Genomic DNA, 17,075 nt, shown 5'->3' with positions numbered 1-17,075 from the left:
CTGGACTGATTATCATACCCTACCCTGTTGCCATGGAATGTTATTCATAAAATCTTTTCCCCGGAGGCATGAATGCAAAAAAAAATATTTTTTTTATTTTTTATCGCCATAGCCCTGGGCTCCACTCTTATTTTTTTAAGCCGAAAACCAACTGATCCCACAGAAAATAGAATAATATCTCACAATACCTGCTTTTCTGCTGATGACAGGCTTTCACCACTTGAAAACCCTTTGAGCAGAAAAACAATTGATTTTGGTGTTTCAATTTCAAAAACAGGCCGGTTTTCCGTAGAAGGTAACAATGTGATTCAAGGTTACACGCTATGGCAGGAGCATGCAAATAAAGCCGGGGGCATTAAAATTGGAACCCGGTCATACCGGGTGAACATTAAGTCTTATGATGACAAGAGTAACATTGAAACCGTAAAAAAAAATATAACCCGGCTGATAAAAGAAGATAATGTTGATTTTATTTTAGGGCCGTTCTCCAGTGAATTTAATTTTGCCGCCAGTCAAATAACGGAAAAAAACGGTATCATTATGATAGCGTCCGGAGGTGTGTCAGACTCTATTTTTACCAGAAACCAGCATTTTACATTTGCAACTCAAACCTCGGCCAGTTGGTGGTTTAAAGATTTTTTTAATCTGATATCACAGGTCAGGCCAGCTCCCAAAACATATGCTCTGATATCCCCGGATAAACTATTCACCCGAAGTGCGGCCAAAGGGGTTCGAATATGGGCTGCCGCACAAAAAATTCAAGAAGTCTATTATCAAATCATTGACAAGCAAACAGATGATTTTACCCCCTATTTACAGACAATGGCGTTAAAAAGACCTGATATTATAATATTAACCAGCCATTATCAGGATGCCGTGAACTTCAGCAGACAATTGTCAAAAATAAAACAACTGAAACCAAAAGCAGTGGTCATGACCATTGGTCCTTCTGAAACAGATTATGTTCAGGATATTGGTGACGCGTCAGAAGGGATGATCGGTATTGCACAATGGGCTCCCAAAAAATCATTTAATGGACCTGTTTTCGGCACACCCAGGGATTATATAAAAGAATTTAAAGACAAATACGGCCGACAGCCCAGCCAACAGAATGCCACATCAAGTGCCAGCGGGGTTATTTTTCAACTGGCCCTGGAAAAATGTACTGCCCTGAATTCAAAAGAACTGATAAACAACATCAGAAATATGGATGTAAAAATATTTTATGGACGGATAAAATATAATTCAAGGGGAATGAATATCGGGCATCAAATGGCGCTTGTGCAAATTCAACAGGGCAAAACAAAAACCATATGGCCCCCGCAAGCATCTGAAAGCACCATCAATTATCCCCTTCACAGCAAATATTAAACAAAGCCGCTCATATGAAACAAGACAAAGGGATTACGCAAAATAGCACGTTTAAACGAGGCACAGGTCTGTTTGATAAAATTTTAATCTTACACGTTTTTTCAACAACTGTTTTATTTCTTATTATTATAGTTTCATATTATTTTATTGAAAAAAATGATTATGATAATAGCCTATTAAATAAATCTATCTTAATACATGATCTTTTGGAAATTTCATGTGTTGATCCCGTTGTAAGCACCATTGCATATGATAGAATTAGCCCGGCCATTGAAACATTGTATAGAAAAAATCAAGAAATTGTTTATATTGAAATCTATGATGACACAGCAAATATAATAGCTTGCGTCGGAAACTTTCCAGCGCATCACCTGGATATCGAAAAAATCGTCCACCTGTCCAGAAATCAAACCATTTCCGAACTGCAGACAAATAAAAATGATTATGAACTGATCACACATCTAAATGTTGAAGACCGCCATATAGGGCTTATAAGAATAGGAGTTACAAAAGAATATCTTCAAACACAACTGGAAAAAAACATTCTGTATTTTCTCGGTTCTTTTATCATTGCCATTGCCCTCACCAGTCTTGTTTTTTATTGTTTTACCAACAAATGGATTGTAATGCCCATTATTAAAGTCAGCAAGATAATGAAAAATGATGGACATGATTCCTTGCCGACTCTTTTTGACAAAATAAAAAAATACAACATCTCAATAACAAAAGATGAAATCGGGGTGATGTCCATTGCTTTTGAGAGGATGATTTCATCCATCATGAACAGAACAAGGGAAAAAGAGAAAGCAGAAAACCGTTACCGATTAATCGCAGAAAACGTTTCAGACGTTATATGGACAATGGATATGAACTTTGTTTTCACCTATATCAGCCCTTCAATCCATCAACAAAATGGATATACCGTTGAGGAAGCAATGAAAATAACGCCAAAGGACATAATGCCTCCCGACTCATTCAAAAAGGCAACAAACCTGCATCAAAAAAAACTAAAAAGTATTGAATCTGGTGATCCTGAGGGCTGGGAGTCCACCATATTTGAAATAGAACAATACCGCAAAGACGGTACAACAATCTGGACCAGCATTAATATAAAATTTTTACCTGACTTACACCTACAACCTGCAAGCATTCTTGGGATAACCCGCAATATCACAGATCAAAAGCGCGCAGAATCAGCACTTGCAAAAAGTGAGCGCAATTACCGGGAAATATTCAACGCCACCAGTGATGCCTTATTTATATTAGACAATGAAAAAAACAAGTTTTTTGATGTAAACATGTCTGGATTGACTATGTTTGGCTATGAAAAACAAGAACTATTGAAATGCACTGCTACAGATATAAGTTCAGGAATTCCTCCCTATGATCAGAAAGGTATTGATGAAAAAACAAAAAAGGCAGTGGAGGAAGGATCGCATATATTTGAATGGCAGGCAAAGAAAAAAAACGGAGACATATTCTGGACGGAAATAAATCTCAAGTTTTCAAAAATCGGTAATAAAGAAAGGATGCTGTCAGTTGTCAGGGATATTAATGAACGTAAAAAAACCCGGGAGATGATGGTACAATCGGAAAAGATGCTCTCCGTAGGCGGACTTGCCGCAGGCATGGCCCATGAGATCAACAATCCCCTGGCAGGTATGATGCAGACAGCAGATGTAATGAGCAAACGCCTTACCAATATTGAGATACCGGCCAACATGCGTGCTGCAGAAGAAATAGGTATTCATATGGATGATATAAAGGCATTTATGGAAAAAAGAGGCATTCTGCGCATGATCAAAACTATTAACGAATCCGGCGCTCGGATGGCGGCTATTGTCAATAACATGCTAAGTTTTGCCAGAAAAAGCGACACTCAGGTATCTTCACATTCTCTTTCGGAACTCCTGGACATAACCCTGGAGCTTGCAGCCACTGAGTTTGATTTAAAAAAACATTATGATTTTAAAATGATTGAGATTAAAAAAGAGTATGATGACACTGTACCACCTGTCCCCTGTGAGCGGGCAAAAATTCAGCAGGTTCTTCTCAATATCCTGCGCAACGGTGCCCAGGCCATGCAGGAGAATCAAACCCCAAACCCTTTGTTTATTGTCCGAACACGCTTTGAAAAAAAGCGAAAAATGGTTTCCATGACAATACAGGACAACGGCCCGGGAATGAATGAAGAAACCTGCAAACGGGTGTTTGAACCATTTTACACCACCAAACCTGTGGGGATCGGCACAGGCCTGGGGCTGTCCGTATCCTATTTTATCATCACTGAAAACCATGCAGGAGAAATGAGTGTGGAATCCACACCCGGTTCCGGGGCCAAATTTATAATCCGCCTGCCAATATAGCCGGGAACCCGGTGCATAAAACGACACGATCAACCCCTGCCGTTTTCAAATCATCAAATTTTCAGATCGTCAAAATTATTGTTGAAATCACTTTTTGTGCCATGATCCATCCTGATTTTGAAAAAATTCTCCCGGGTCTGCCTTTTCTGCTTTGCGCTTGGCCTGAATTTTTTCAACAACTTCCAGTGAAGTATTCTGCTGTTTTGCAAAATGAGTGTAAATGGCTTTCCTGTCTTGATTTTCAGCGGCAATAACATCTTCCAGTTCCCTGGCAGCGGTGACAAATCCAAGATAGCCTCTGTTATCTTCTCCTATAATGCCTTTTGCTTTCAAACCTGTAATTGCAGGCAGCCGCTGTTTCATTCTTTCTTTAATGCCGGCTGCAAAGGCAACCTGGAATGATATAAAAAAGCAGACCATCAGTAAAACATATATTTTTAAAATATTGCGCATATTCATACTTTCTCCTATTCTTTTATTTCATCTTCAGCCGCTTCAAGGTCATCGAAAAAGTCATCAAGGGCTTTTTCAACCCTGACATTCACATCAATGGTAATGTGAATGGGCTTGATTTCAACAGGCTTCACCTCAATTTCATGGCTTGACTGACACCCTGCAAAGGCAAAAAGAACAATGAACAATGCCATGAAAAAAACTTTTCCGGACATACGCTCTCCTTTTTTTAATTTAGGATTGATTTTAATTTATTACCAAATTTCATCACTTCATTAAAGGGAAGATTTAAATTCACATCCAGTTTTATTCCCTGGAAACTTGATCCGGGACTTGATGCATCCACCCGGATAAATCCTCCCAACTCTTTTCGATATTCAAAGGGTAATAGTTTCGACGGTTTTCCATCAAGCTCCATATTCACATAAAGCATGTCTTCAAATGAATTAAATATAAGTTTTGCCCATTTATAATCAAAATCCTTCAAAGCTTCCTGAGCAATATCGAGTTGCACAAACTGCGGACTGTCCATTGGAATACCCGCTGTAATCCTGCCGGCATTCTCAATCATCACCTTTCCCCCACTTCCCGGAGTTGAGAATAAAAACCCATTGTCAAATGCAATATTCCCGTCAGAATAAATCACGGGAATTCGTCCATTTAATGTGCCGGTCCCCTGGGAATTAAACAAGCCCATCTGTTTTAACAGTTGTGTCAATTCCAGGCGATCACAATAAAGGGTTAGAAAATAGGCATTATTCTTCTGGGGAAACCGTATGGATTCCGATGAAACAAGGCCGTTACACCACTTGAACCGGATGTTTTCAATGAGCAAAGAACTGGCATCTTCCAGACTGAATCGAATTTTTGCATCCGATATTCTGATCTTGTTCGCTTCAATTGAATCGATGGTTAACATCTGACCCGGAACAGTTTCCGGCACCAGCAGGTCATTGAAATCCACGGTGGTATTGATACCTGTTGCAGTAAATTTCATATCCGGCATATGAATTTTACCATCATTTATTTTCACCTGCATGGATGTGTTTAATTGACGATTACTATAATCAGCCTTTCCATTGGCCCAGGCCGTTACTTCAATATCGGCGGAGTCAAGCTTTTGAGGAATCATTTTTTTAATATCCTCATAAGTTAATTTAACAGGATTTATTTTAAAATCCAGTGATGCCCAAAGCTCTTTTTCAAACCCTACAATTGAGTTGAATTGAGCTGTTACATCCTTCACTGTCTTAAAGTCAAGACCTCCGCTGACACGGAACTCTTTTGAATCAGTTTGAATAATTCTGCCTCTTGTGCTGAAGTTATACTGGTTATTGTATGAAACTGCCGGTATAAAATATGTTCCATACGACCTTTTACCGGTATTGGGATAATGGATCGGAATTTTAAAATCAATCCCCGAAGCTTTGATCTTAAACTTTGAAGATCTCAGGTTGCCTTTGGAAGCCTTTAATATCATATTACCGGAAGGGATGTTGTTCCTGTCAAAAAAGAACACTCCTGACCCCTCTGCCAAAGGAAAGGCTGATTGCACTAAATCCGATTTGATTTTGACCTTGTTTGCCGCAAGCATCCATTTTGAGCTTAAACCTTTTCCTTTACCTGTAAGATCGACATCAATATCCAACGATAGTTTTGTATCGGCAAAAGCAAGTTCCTGTTTTTGATTTTGAATGCGGCCTTGTTTCAAATCAAGACTTATTTTACCTTTCCCTTTTGACTGCGTACCACTGAACCCGGCTTTAAATTCAGGCTGTTTGATATCCACAAGAGTTGATCCATGTGCAAATTCACAATGTTGTATTTTACTGTTTTCAAGTGTCACATCAAACTTATGATCTTTTTTCAAATCAAGTGTCACAGAGTATTGCATCCGGGTTAGCGGCAGCATAGGCCAGTCAATATTAAAGGTGCCGCCCGCACTTATTTTTTTGTTGTCAATCAAACAAGTGGCGGCAACATCAGTAACAGACATCTCAACAGGTTGCCCGACAACAACTTGGGAAATATGCATATCCCATTTCTTTTTAGGTGAGGATGATACCAGCTTAAAATCAACCGGACCTTTTAATTGAACACCTTTTGTTTTTTGGAAGAGCAATGTGTTCATATGCTCTAAGTCAAATGAGTTGCCTTCAAGTTTTAAAAACTCAACCCCCTTATGCAGATCATAGGTAATACGAATATTGAGTTTTTCGCCAAAAGGATATAATAAAGCCCGGACAAATATTTTTTCATCTGTTGCGCTCAGGTTGGACAACACATCAAAAGGAATCAAAAACTCATCATCAAATGCGTGTAAAATAATTTTAGCATTCTGCAAGACAATTTTTTTTGGCAAAAAAGACAGCAACGATGTATCCGGCTGTCTGGTTTGATCTTTTGAGGTGCCGGGAATCGTAAATCCATGAATTTCAAACTGATTATTATCATCAAGACTTGCATGAACATTTAATCCCGATACGGTCATTTCACTCAAATGAATGGACGGCAAATTAATACCAGGCAAATATTTGATATCATAATCATAAAATCCATAATCAATATTAAGCAAATCAATAAAAATCCCTTTGCCTATGCGAATTTTGGAAATAACAGTATTTGAAAAGCCTATTTTTTGTATATCAAATTCTATATCCTTGGAATTTAAAACCTGCTGCAATTTTTCTTTGATTTTGGGTTCCACAATATGGGGAAGATTGAGGAAAACAAAAAACAAAACCATAAAAAAAACCAGGAAGAGAAAAAAAACGATTTTTATAGCTTTTTTAAAAAACATTTTTGATATTCACTGTAAGATACATATCCCCTTTGATACCGCCTGGAAAAACCCTTCCCATTCCGGAAAGCCGTAAACGGGTTCCGTGTTTCACTCCGGGAGGAATCCTGACCTTGTAAAGGGGTTTATAAAATCCCCATGGAATCGTCACCATTTTATTGACACCGGTAATGGCTTCAATGGATGTGATTTCAATATCTCCAAAAAGATCCGGGCTGTCCGGCGTGTTTGATGTAACAATCATTTGAAGCTTTGGGGTTCGCTTTTTAGCGGTAAATTGACTGATTTTTTCTCTGGTGCCTGTTTGAGGCAGTGTTTTGTTAACCTTAACCAATAAAAGCCCTGCAACAAATCCTCCAATGTGTGCCCACCAGGCAATACCCGATCCGGCACTGCTGCCGGCTGCATTGAAAAACTGGATTAAAAACCAGACTCCCAGAAAAAGAAAGGCGGGAATTTCAACAAACCAGGGAATAATAATAATTGGAATCACTGTTAAAATCCGTGATTTTGGATACAGCAGAAAATAAGCCCCCATAACACCGGCAATAGCACCGCTTGCGCCAATTGTCGGCACCACGGATACAGGGTTTAAAAAAAAATGGAAAAATCCTGAAATAATGCCGCAAATCAAATAAAACCCTATAAATCTTAATGATCCGAAATATTCTTCAACATTGTCCCCGAAAATATATAAAAACCACATATTCCCAATAAAATGGAAAAACCCGCCATGTAAAAACATATAAGAAAAAAAAGAAAAAAATTGATTGGCCGTTGAAAAATGCCTTGATACTTCATGTACCGTATATTTAGCCGGAACCAATCCGTAAACATAAAAAAATGCCTCATGATCCAGCCCGATTTGAAGTTGCAGCACGAATACCGACGAGTTAATGCCCATGAGAAGATATGTCACGACAGGAAAACAATTGGATGGCTGATTATCCCGAATAGGTATCATTTAACCACTCTTAATATATGGTCTGTTTCAAGATATTTCTTAAACCGTTTTAAAATTTCCATAACAGCATCTTCAATGGTACAGGTATCATCCTCTGTCTTGGAACAACAATCGTTTAAAAGTTCCTGATTTCCACTGTCAAATCCCATTTTATGCCTTAAATAGTCCAGCAGGGTAAAGTACAGCATATGGATCTTTTGACAATCAAATTTTGCAATAAATATCCGGGTCTTGAGCGGCAGGTCGTCACAAAACATGACAACCGCCTCTTCCATGGTTTGAGGGAAACTCTCTTTAACCGGGCCACAAGGAATGCAGTCGTAGATGCCATTGTCCTGATCTATGTCTGAAAAAATAAGGTACAAAGTGACCTCAAGAACAGTTTTTACATCCTTGTATATCCAGGGATGATAACTTAACCTGGGGCCTGCAACATTCAAAATCCGGATTTTATTTTCCATTATAAATGATTTTAAAATCATGGCAGCCTCAAATTCATCTGTCTTTAAAAGATCGATATAACAATTGGGTTTGCCAAGAACGTTTGCATAGGTCTGTGTCAACTTTGATCCGCCGGAAAGATTCCCCCGTGAAATAATAACTGTCCCATGGGAATCAATAATATTTTGTTTTGTTCTTTCCCGGTAATCAGTGGTCTCCATTTCAACCAATTGATATTTCATTGGCAAAGGCCCTTGTTCGGTTATTCTGCCCTTTGGAATCCACCCGCCATGTTCAATATTGAATTTAATGGCAAAATCTAATGCCGCCCTGTCCGCACCGGTTTGTCCGCCTGAAATTATTTTTTTCAACATTTTAATAGTATCACTGCCTTATAAGAATTTTTTTCTATAACTGCCACGGGCAGTCTTAGCCTTTCACCCATGTTTGCCCACAAAAAAACATGAAAGTCACTGTTTGGATTTGATAAGACTTTCATATAAAATACCAGTGAGAAGTATAACTTCAATAAAACTATAACTTCAATAAAATTTTATTATTTTAAATTTTTCTCCAGTACCTCGCGTATTTTATCGGCAAAATCCTTCATTACAATCGGTTTCATTAAAAAACCCTTAATTCCCAGAGCCGCTGCTTTTTCTTTAGAAACAGCTTCGCTGAACCCGGTGCAAAGCAATATAGGAATATCAGGGTTTATTTTTATCAACTGCGCCGATAATTTATCTCCTGGCATATTGGGCATAGCCATATCAGTTATAACCATATCAAATTTATCGGGATCGGCACGAAAAATTTCAAGAGCTTCAATACTGTTGGTACTTGAAACAACTTGATAACCCAACCGTTCAAGCATATGTTTTTCCATTGTAACAATATCTTTTTCATCATCTACAAGCAGAATTTGTTCATTCCCTTTTTTTATTGGACTGTTCTTTTGAACAGGCTGTTCTTTATAAAACTTCTTAAATATCGGCAGATAAACGTAAAATTGAGTACCTTTGCCAGGCATGCTGTCAACCCGTATGGAGCCTTCCATGCTTTTAACAATACCATGCACGACAGAAAGCCCCATCCCTGTGCCCTTCCCTTTTTTCTTGGTGGTAAAAAAAGGATCAAAGATTTTTTCTATCAAATCTTTATTCATACCTGTGCCGGTATCGGCAATTGTCAAGCAGGCGTAAAGCCCCGGTTTTATATCCAAACTCAGCACATCCTGATTGCTCAATTGAATTTGCTTCAAGTTTACGTTCATCTCTCCACCGGTCGTCTCCATGGCGTGATAAGCGTTTGTCGCAAGATTCATCACAATTTGATGAATCTGAGTCGGATCAGCTTTGACTTCACCACAATCAGTATTAATATCCTGTTTGATTTCAATTGTTGTGGGAATTGTCGATCTGATCAATTTTAATGCTTCTTTTATAATAGGCTGCATCTTCATCAATTTCAATTTACCACTCCTTTGACGGGAAAATGTAAGGATCTGTTTCACCAGATCCTTAGCCCGCATGCCACCGGAATAAATTTTATCCAGACTATCACGAAACGGACTGTTTTCCGGGATATCCTGCTGCAGCATTTCAGTATAACCGATAATCGGGAACAGTATATTGTTGAAATCATGGGCTATCCCCCCGGCCAGGGTGCCGATGGCCTCCATTTTATAGGCCTGGCGAAGCTGTTTTTCCACTTCCAGGTCATGAGTGATATCTCGTGCAATACCGATCACATATTTGGTATTTAAAGGGACGCTGCTCAGCTTGGCAATCCTGCATGTACCATCCGGCCGGTAATAGGTGACCCTTCCAAGCTCCCTGACTTCACAGGATTCGGAAATAGCGGCAAGCAGATTATCTGCATCCTTTGATGTAATATCACGGGTGGTCATCTGCTTTAGTTCATCCAATGTTCGTCCGGTAAGATCAAGAGCGGCTTTATTGGCATCTGTGTAGCGGCCCGTGGCTCTTTCTGCAATAAAAATAGCATCGTTTGTTTTCTCAAACAGGGTTCTGTATTGTCTTTCGCTTTTTTGCAATGCTTCAAACGCTTCTACCGCACGCATGGTTTCACAGCTGTACGAGGCCAGTATGATGCCGATTTCCTTATCCTGTTCGGTAAATGGCGGTTGGGTTTTACTGTGAAGGGTCAAAACCCCGGACACCTTCCGGGAGGTTCCAAGAATCGGAAAAACCAGAAGTGAACCATCCAGATATCCACCCCATCCACTGGACTTTATAGTATCATTTTTTGCCACATCATCTACAAGAGAAGGCTTTCCGCTTTCCATAACCTGCCTTAAAATCGAAAACTCATCCAAAGGAAACGACAAATAATCAGGGGCATGGCCAGGGTCAAGGCAATGCAAAAGCCGCAGACCTTCTTCTTCTACAAAATAGAGACTTCCTCCTGAAGCGGTCATGTGACTTGCAAATTCCTCAAGCAGTTTGGGTCCAAAAGAACTGATTTCAATACAACCTGTCAACCCCTGTGTTGTTTCAACAATTTTTCTGAGCCTGGTATTGTTGTCTGAAAGATGGGCGTTTGCCCTCTCAAGTTCCAGGGTTCTCTCCCTCACAAGCTGTTCAAGCCCACTTTTCATTTTATAGATCTCCAGAAATACTCTGACTTTGCTCATCAGAATAAATTCATCCAGCGGTTTAAATATAAAATCAACAGCTCCTTTGCTGTATCCTTTGATCTCTTTGGCATTGTCCCTGTCAATTGCAGTGACAAAAATAATGGGAATATTTTCAGTGCGCTCGTCATCCTTTAAAATTTCCGCTACTTCATAACCGTTCATTTCAGGCATTTGAACATCTAAAATAATCAGGGCAAACTCATTATAAAGAGTGGTTGAAAGAGCCTCATTGCCGGAACCGGCACTTATGATATCGGCATCAAGCTTTTTAAGTATCTTTTCAAGAACAAAAAGATTTTCCGAATTATCATCCACGATAAGTATTTTAGGTTTATGAATTGCAGCCTTCATGATCATCCTCCAATAAACCGGTTATGAAAGAAGGGATATCTTCCAGGGATAAAACAAAATCAACACACTGTGTTGCAATTGCCGAACAAGGCATCAGATTCACCTCTGCCGTGTTCGGGTCCTGTGCTATTGTCAGCCCTTTGTTTGCTTTTATGATTCTGATGCCATTACTGCCGTCACAATTTGCACCCGTAAGAATGATTCCTATCAGATGAGGGCCAAAAGCCCGGGCTGCCGTTTCAAACAAAACATCAATGGAAGGCCTTGCATAACACACAGGTTTGTCCACTGACAGGGAAAGGGTGTGATCTTTTTCAACAAGAAGATGATAATTACCAGGAGCAATATAAATTTTTCCGGTTTTTAACAGTTCCTTATCTTCTGCCTCTTTAATAATAAGTTTAGACATTGTGTTCAGTGAGTTCACAAAAAAATCATCGTCTGCAGGCATTCCATGGTGAACAATGATAACAGGACAGGGAAAATTTTTTGGAAACATGGGAAGCAGGATATTAAGTGCCTTAAAACCACCTGCTGACACTCCCATAACCACGGCATGAAAATCAAATTTCATCTTTTTTCTCCCGGACAGGTTTTTATTTTTTTTTGAAAAATCCTTTGTTTTTTAACAACAGGCACAAAAAAATATGAGATATCTGAAAAATCAATGGTTTCACGGCTTCCCAAACAGAGAAACCCATGATTGCAAAGACTTGTTTTAAAAAGTTTTAACACCCTTTCCTGCAGGTCTTTGTTAAAATAGATCAATACATTTCTACAAAAAATCAGGTTCATCTCCCCGAATACATTATCGGTTGCAAGATTATAGTTTGCAAAAACAATATTTTTCTTAAGGGATCTGTCAATAATAACGGAATCATAATCCGCATGATAATACGTTCCAAACGACTTTTTACCGCCTGCTCTCTGGTAGTTCAGGGTGCTTTTTTTTATATCATCACCTGAATATATTCCCTTTTGTGCTGTTTTAAGTACTATATCGTTAAAATCAGTTGCATATATCAGGGATTTTTCATACAAGCCTTCCTCTTTGAGTACAATTGCCAGCGAGTATACCTCTTCACCCGTGGAAACTCCCACTGACCAGACCTTGATAAAGGGAAAGGTCTTAAGATATGGCATCACCTTTGTTCTTAAAGATAAAAAAAATTTTGGATCACGGAACATTTCAGTGACATTTACGGAAAGATTATACAAAAAAGAACTGAAAAACCTCTTGTCATGAATAATATGAGGGATCATGTCTGAAATGTTTTTAACTCCTGCATCAGACATGCATTTTTTTACTCTTCTTGTAAGGGATGCACCTGCATACTGGCTGAAATCATACCCGTATCTGAGCCGTACAGCCTCCATGAGAACCTTTATTTCTATCTCTTCATTATCCATATAATTCACACCACCCAAGTCTACGAATAAAGCCATATTCTGAGCATGGTCAGCAATTTTGACGTGTCAATAGGTTTGGACAGATAATCGTTTGCCCCGCATTTGATGCATTCCTCTCGATCCGATTCCATTGCTTTTGCAGTTAAGGCAAGGATGGGCAGGCTCTTAAATTCCTTTTGTTTTCTGATTTTTTTCATGGTTTGATAACCATCCATCACCGGCATCATAATATCCATCAGAATAATATCCGGTTTTATGCCTTGATCAAGGATATCAAGAGCTTTTTGCCCATTATCTGCAATCACGACATCCATGCCTTTGGATTTTAAAAACTTGTTGAGCGCAAAGGCATTTCGCATATCATCATCCACCAGTAAAACTTTTTTTCCTGGCAGTATGGATTCACGCTCTCTTAAGCTTTGTATTATTTTCTTATGATTTTCCGGCATATCCTTTTCCACACGGTGCATGAAAAGGGCTGTTTCATCCAGAAGTCTTTCCATGGACACGGCACTTTTCAAAACAATGCTGGAAGAATATCTTTCAAGTTTTTGTGTCTCTTCGCGGCTTAAGTCACGACCCGTATAGATTATCACTGGAATTTTTTGCACAACAGGATCGGTATTAATGATGTCCAGCAATTCAAACCCTGTGATATCTGGAAGCCCCAGATCCAGAATCATACAGTCAAATTTCTGTTTTTTTAACAGCCCAAGTGCCTTGTTCCCGGTTTCAACGGCAACTGCATTGATGTCATTGGTTTTCATAAGCTTGAGGATGCTCATCTTAAGCTCTTTATCGTCTTCAACAATAAGAAGTTCTTTGACATCGCTTGCCAGGACACTTTCAATCCTGTTGAGCGCTTTTTGAAGACCCCTGGTATCAACAGGCTTGGTAAGGTATCCCACAGCCCCTTTTTCAAGCCCCTGCCGTGTATTATCAAAGGCGGACATGATATGCACGGGGATATGCCGTGTGGCCGGATTATTCTTGAGTTCACTTAAAACCGCCCATCCGTCAATACCGGGAAGCCCTATATCAAGTATGATGGCAGTGGGTTGATGTTCGATTACAAATTTAATACCTGTTTCGCCGTCTGATGCAATAATACTTTCATAACCGTTTTTTTGGAAAAAAGCGGCCAGTATAGCGGAAAATTCATTATCATCTTCAATAATCAGCATGGTTTTGCCAGGGAAGTATGCTTCTTGTGTCACCAAAATTTCTTTTTGGCTCTCTTTTTTTTCAGGAATTGTTTTGAGTTCTTTTGTTTTTTTCTTTTCAGGCGATAAAGCAATTTTTTCATCCGCATAAATTTCAGGAATATAAAGGGTGAAAAAAGACCCCTTGCCGGGCGTACTCCTGACTTTAAGTTCGCCTCCTATGAGAATGGCAAGCTCACGGGATATGGACAGTCCAAGACCTGTTCCGCCATAGCGTCTGCTAATGGTTCCGTCAACCTGTTTAAACGCCTCAAAAATGAGCTGCAGTTGACCATGTGGTATTCCAGGGCCTGTGTCGGCAACACAAATGGCTATTGTTTTTTTTCTGTCCCGATCTTTTGCGTCAAATTTCACATCAGGATCAGGCCGGGAAATAATAAGTGCAACAGACCCTTTTTCAGTAAATTTAACGGCATTTCCCATAAGGTTCCTGATGATCTGGTTCAGCTTGAGTTCATCTGTGGTAATTGTTTTTGGCAAATTTTGTTTTAAATCCAGTTTAAACTCGATCCCTTTTGCTTTTGCCATGTGCATAAACTCTGTTTTGCAATTGGCACCAAGGCTCTCAACGCTGATTTTTGAGATATTCATATCAATTTTTCCAGCCTCAATTTTTGAAAGGTCAAGGATGTCATTGATCAGGCGTAAAAGGTTCTGTCCGCTTCTGTGAATGGATCTGGCGGATTCAACCTGTTCTGCTGTGAGGTTTTGATCTTCATTTTCCGCAAGCATATTGGCAAGAATCAATAGACTGTTGAGCGGTGTTCTAAGCTCGTGGGACATATTGGCAAGAAATTGGGATTTATACCGGGTGGCAAGTTCCAGCTGTTCTGCTTTTTCTTCAACCTCTCTTTGCTTTATCTTAAGGGAGGTATTCTTTTTTTCTATCTCATTTTTCTGGGCTTCAAGAATTTCAGTTTTTTCTTCAAGTTCTTCATTACTGGCCTGTAACTCCTCCTGCTGGAGTTGCAGTTTTGATTCTGATTTTTTTAAAATAACGGTCTGTTCTTCAAGTTCTTCATTTGCCGCCTTTAGCTCCTCTTGTTGTTCCTGAAGCTCCAAAGACTGTTGTTTTGTTTGCTCCAACAACTCTTCAAGCTTTTCATTAAACATGGCTGTATTTAATGCAACTGCCAGAATATCACCCGCAAGTTCAATAAAATCGATCTGAAGTTTTGTAAAAGATGAGACCATACCTATTTCAATCACTCCCTTGACATCCTGTTCAAATATAAGAGGCAGAACCAGAATGTTTTTTGGCACTGCAGCTCCAAGAGAAGATTCAATTTTCATATAATCATTTGGCACTTCAGTAAAAAGAATTCGCTGTTTTTCCAATGCCGCCTGCCCGGTAAGACCCTCACCAGGTTTAAACCGGTTCATAAAACCTTTTCTTTGTCTGAAGGCATAATTTGTTATAAGAACAAATTCCTCTTTTTCAGTATCCCTGACAAAAAAAGTAGCCACTTGAGCGCCGACATATTTGGCAATACATGTGATTGCTTTTTGACAAAGGGTTGTCAGATTTCTTTCTCCGCTTATAGTGTTGTTAAGGTTTGCCTGGCCTGTTTTCAGCCAGTCCTGACTGCTTGTTTCAGTATCCGCTTTTTCAAGGGTTGCAAGCATCTTGTTCATGGATACGACCAGATCATCTTTGTTTGAATCAGGTGTAAATCTGAATGAAAACTCTTTTTTATTTATGGCATTCTGCAAATTATTAAAGATCAACCGATACTTTGACTCGCTTTTTTTAAGGATACTGGATGACTCGTTGATCTGCTCCAGCATGGCATTAAACCGTTCTGCTAAAAAACCGATCTCATCTTTTGAAGTCAAACCTGCTCTTACGTCCATATCCCCTCTCTCAGAAGCTTCAAGAACGCGAACAAGCTCTCTTGTTGAGCTGGTAATGGATTGAGCAAGAATAAAACAGATCAAAAAGATAACACTGCAGCCGATACCTGCGACAGCAACAGCAAAACCCACAATCTTACGAAAACTTGAAAGAATATCCTTTTGCGCTACAAAAACAGCAAGATAAATATCCGGTTTAAAATCCCCTGTTTTTTTCAAGGTCAAAAAAGTTGATGCCATAATCAGCGGCTTTGATATAACATATTCCACACCACGTTCAGTTGAAATTTTTACAGCCTTTTTGTCTTTTGCAGGCTTGATTTTTTCAAGAGATCTGTCAGGTGAAAGTCTGCGATTTAAAAATTCTTTGACTGAATGACTGATAATGATTTGAGTGTTCGCGTCAATCATAGCAATATGACTGCTTTTAAATCTGTTTTGAATCATCTGAACATACAACTGGTCAATCATTCCCTGGATTATTGACCAGTCAAGGTATGCAAGAAAAAATCCATTCTGCCTGCCTGAAGAATCTCGTGTTTTAAAACTATAAAGAGCGGTATATGAATTCTGCCAACCGTTTTTTTTTACGAAATCGTTTTTCACAAGAGACACACTGTGATCATTGCCCTCTTTTAATTGAGCAGTCTGTGTGACAATGGTTCCTTTTAAGGTTTTAATATCCATAAGTTCCGTATCTTCGCGAAAAGCTGCCTCAAGAACTTTTCCATTTTCATCTGTAAACAAAAGCAACAAGAATTCAGGATGATTTTTCATCAAAGAGGAAAAATACTCTTTCAACTCTATGATGGTGTTAAATTCAATTGCCATGCCGAACACATCATCTTCAGTCCAGTTGATAAAAACTCTTCCCCTGGCATTAAAATATGCGTTCAGTCTTTCGGAACAGTTTTGAGCGGAAAGCGCCATCAGTCGGCATGCAGTCTGAATCGTATTCTCACGGGTAGGATAATAATTAATAAAAACTATGATTATCATGGGAATTACTGCAATAAAAAACCCGATAAAGATCTTGGATCTTATGGTTCCTTTAAAAAAAGTTCCAATATTCATTGCCTTCACCTTATCCTTGTGTTCCGCATGTTATCATACAGCACAACAAACCATATGAACCGCCATACCTTTTTAGTTAATTCGGTTTGTTCAGTTCGGTTTAATCAAT

General features: G+C 39.1%; 11 protein-coding genes. 2 read left to right on the top strand and 9 right to left on the bottom strand.

Annotated elements, in window-relative coordinates; genetic code table 11:
* The first annotated feature begins 72 nt into the window (after positions 1–72).
* Both BLT94_RS01995 and BLT94_RS01990 read left to right on the top strand, forming a co-directional pair.
* Positions 73–1,371, top strand: coding sequence for an amino acid ABC transporter substrate-binding protein (locus BLT94_RS01995; protein WP_092229899.1), 1,299 nt, complete (start codon positions 73–75; stop codon positions 1,369–1,371).
* A 206-nt stretch (positions 1,372–1,577) separates the two neighbouring features.
* Positions 1,578–3,737, top strand: coding sequence for a PAS domain S-box protein (locus tag BLT94_RS01990; RefSeq protein ID WP_175530243.1), 2,160 nt, complete (start codon positions 1,578–1,580; stop codon positions 3,735–3,737).
* Positions 3,738–3,824: 87 nt separating this feature from the next.
* Here the strand turns inward: BLT94_RS01990 and BLT94_RS01985 are convergent, their stop codons facing one another.
* The 9 genes from BLT94_RS01985 to BLT94_RS01945 form a co-directional block, all read right to left on the bottom strand.
* On the bottom strand, positions 3,825–4,196 hold the full coding sequence (locus tag BLT94_RS01985; protein ID WP_092229895.1) for a YdbL family protein: 372 nt from the start codon (positions 4,194–4,196) through the stop codon (positions 3,825–3,827).
* An 8-nt stretch (positions 4,197–4,204) separates the two neighbouring features.
* Entirely contained in the window at positions 4,205–4,405 is a 201-nt protein-coding gene (locus BLT94_RS01980) for a YnbE family lipoprotein (RefSeq protein WP_014956978.1), read from the bottom strand.
* Positions 4,406–4,419: 14 nt separating this feature from the next.
* The gene (locus tag BLT94_RS01975) at positions 4,420–6,936 is read right to left on the bottom strand and encodes an intermembrane phospholipid transport protein YdbH family protein (RefSeq protein WP_175530242.1); all 2,517 of its coding nucleotides are present in this window, start codon (positions 6,934–6,936) and stop codon (positions 4,420–4,422) included.
* Positions 6,937–6,979: 43 nt separating this feature from the next.
* Positions 6,980–7,954, bottom strand: coding sequence for a rhomboid family intramembrane serine protease (locus tag BLT94_RS01970; RefSeq protein ID WP_092229891.1), 975 nt, complete (start codon positions 7,952–7,954; stop codon positions 6,980–6,982).
* Positions 7,951–8,769 carry a putative molybdenum carrier protein gene (locus BLT94_RS01965; protein WP_092229890.1) on the bottom strand — a complete coding sequence of 273 codons (819 nt, stop codon included), beginning with the start codon at positions 8,767–8,769 and terminating at the stop codon, positions 7,951–7,953. The genes BLT94_RS01970 and BLT94_RS01965 overlap by 4 nt, the downstream gene beginning before the upstream one ends.
* 182 nt (positions 8,770–8,951) lie before the next feature.
* Positions 8,952–11,405: a response regulator gene (locus BLT94_RS01960; RefSeq protein WP_175530241.1), complete on the bottom strand. Its 2,454-nt coding sequence runs from the start codon at positions 11,403–11,405 to the stop codon at positions 8,952–8,954.
* Positions 11,386–11,979 carry a chemotaxis protein CheB gene (locus tag BLT94_RS01955; RefSeq protein ID WP_092229886.1) on the bottom strand — a complete coding sequence of 198 codons (594 nt, stop codon included), beginning with the start codon at positions 11,977–11,979 and terminating at the stop codon, positions 11,386–11,388. Before BLT94_RS01955 ends, BLT94_RS01960 begins: the two co-directional genes overlap by 20 nt.
* A complete protein-coding gene (locus tag BLT94_RS01950; protein ID WP_198408368.1) occupies positions 11,976–12,815 on the bottom strand; it encodes a CheR family methyltransferase in 840 nt (279 codons plus the stop codon). Before BLT94_RS01950 ends, BLT94_RS01955 begins: the two co-directional genes overlap by 4 nt.
* Before the next feature lie 20 nt (positions 12,816–12,835).
* Complete coding sequence (locus BLT94_RS01945; RefSeq protein WP_092229884.1) at positions 12,836–16,966, bottom strand: response regulator; 4,131 nt, start codon at positions 16,964–16,966, stop codon at positions 12,836–12,838.
* Positions 16,967–17,075 lie beyond the last annotated feature (109 nt).

Source organism: Desulfobacula phenolica (assembly GCF_900105645.1).
Lineage (GTDB): Bacteria > Desulfobacterota > Desulfobacteria > Desulfobacterales > Desulfobacteraceae > Desulfobacula > Desulfobacula toluolica.
This window is presented reverse-complemented; position numbering and strand designations above follow the sequence as displayed.

Coding starts and splice junctions, on each gene's coding strand:
- BLT94_RS01995 (WP_092229899.1), top strand. CDS start 73: ATGCAAAAAAAAATATTTTTTTTATTTTTTATCGCCATAGCCCTGGGC.
- BLT94_RS01985 (WP_092229895.1), bottom strand. CDS start 4,196: ATGAATATGCGCAATATTTTAAAAATATATGTTTTACTGATGGTCTGC.
- BLT94_RS01980 (WP_014956978.1), bottom strand. CDS start 4,405: ATGTCCGGAAAAGTTTTTTTCATGGCATTGTTCATTGTTCTTTTTGCC.
- BLT94_RS01975 (WP_175530242.1), bottom strand. CDS start 6,936: ATGGTTTTGTTTTTTGTTTTCCTCAATCTTCCCCATATTGTGGAACCC.
- BLT94_RS01970 (WP_092229891.1), bottom strand. CDS start 7,954: ATGATACCTATTCGGGATAATCAGCCATCCAATTGTTTTCCTGTCGTG.
- BLT94_RS01965 (WP_092229890.1), bottom strand. CDS start 8,769: ATGTTGAAAAAAATAATTTCAGGCGGACAAACCGGTGCGGACAGGGCG.
- BLT94_RS01960 (WP_175530241.1), bottom strand. CDS start 11,405: ATGAAGGCTGCAATTCATAAACCTAAAATACTTATCGTGGATGATAAT.
- BLT94_RS01955 (WP_092229886.1), bottom strand. CDS start 11,979: ATGAAATTTGATTTTCATGCCGTGGTTATGGGAGTGTCAGCAGGTGGT.
- BLT94_RS01950 (WP_198408368.1), bottom strand. CDS start 12,815: ATGGATAATGAAGAGATAGAAATAAAGGTTCTCATGGAGGCTGTACGG.
- BLT94_RS01945 (WP_092229884.1), bottom strand. CDS start 16,966: ATGAATATTGGAACTTTTTTTAAAGGAACCATAAGATCCAAGATCTTT.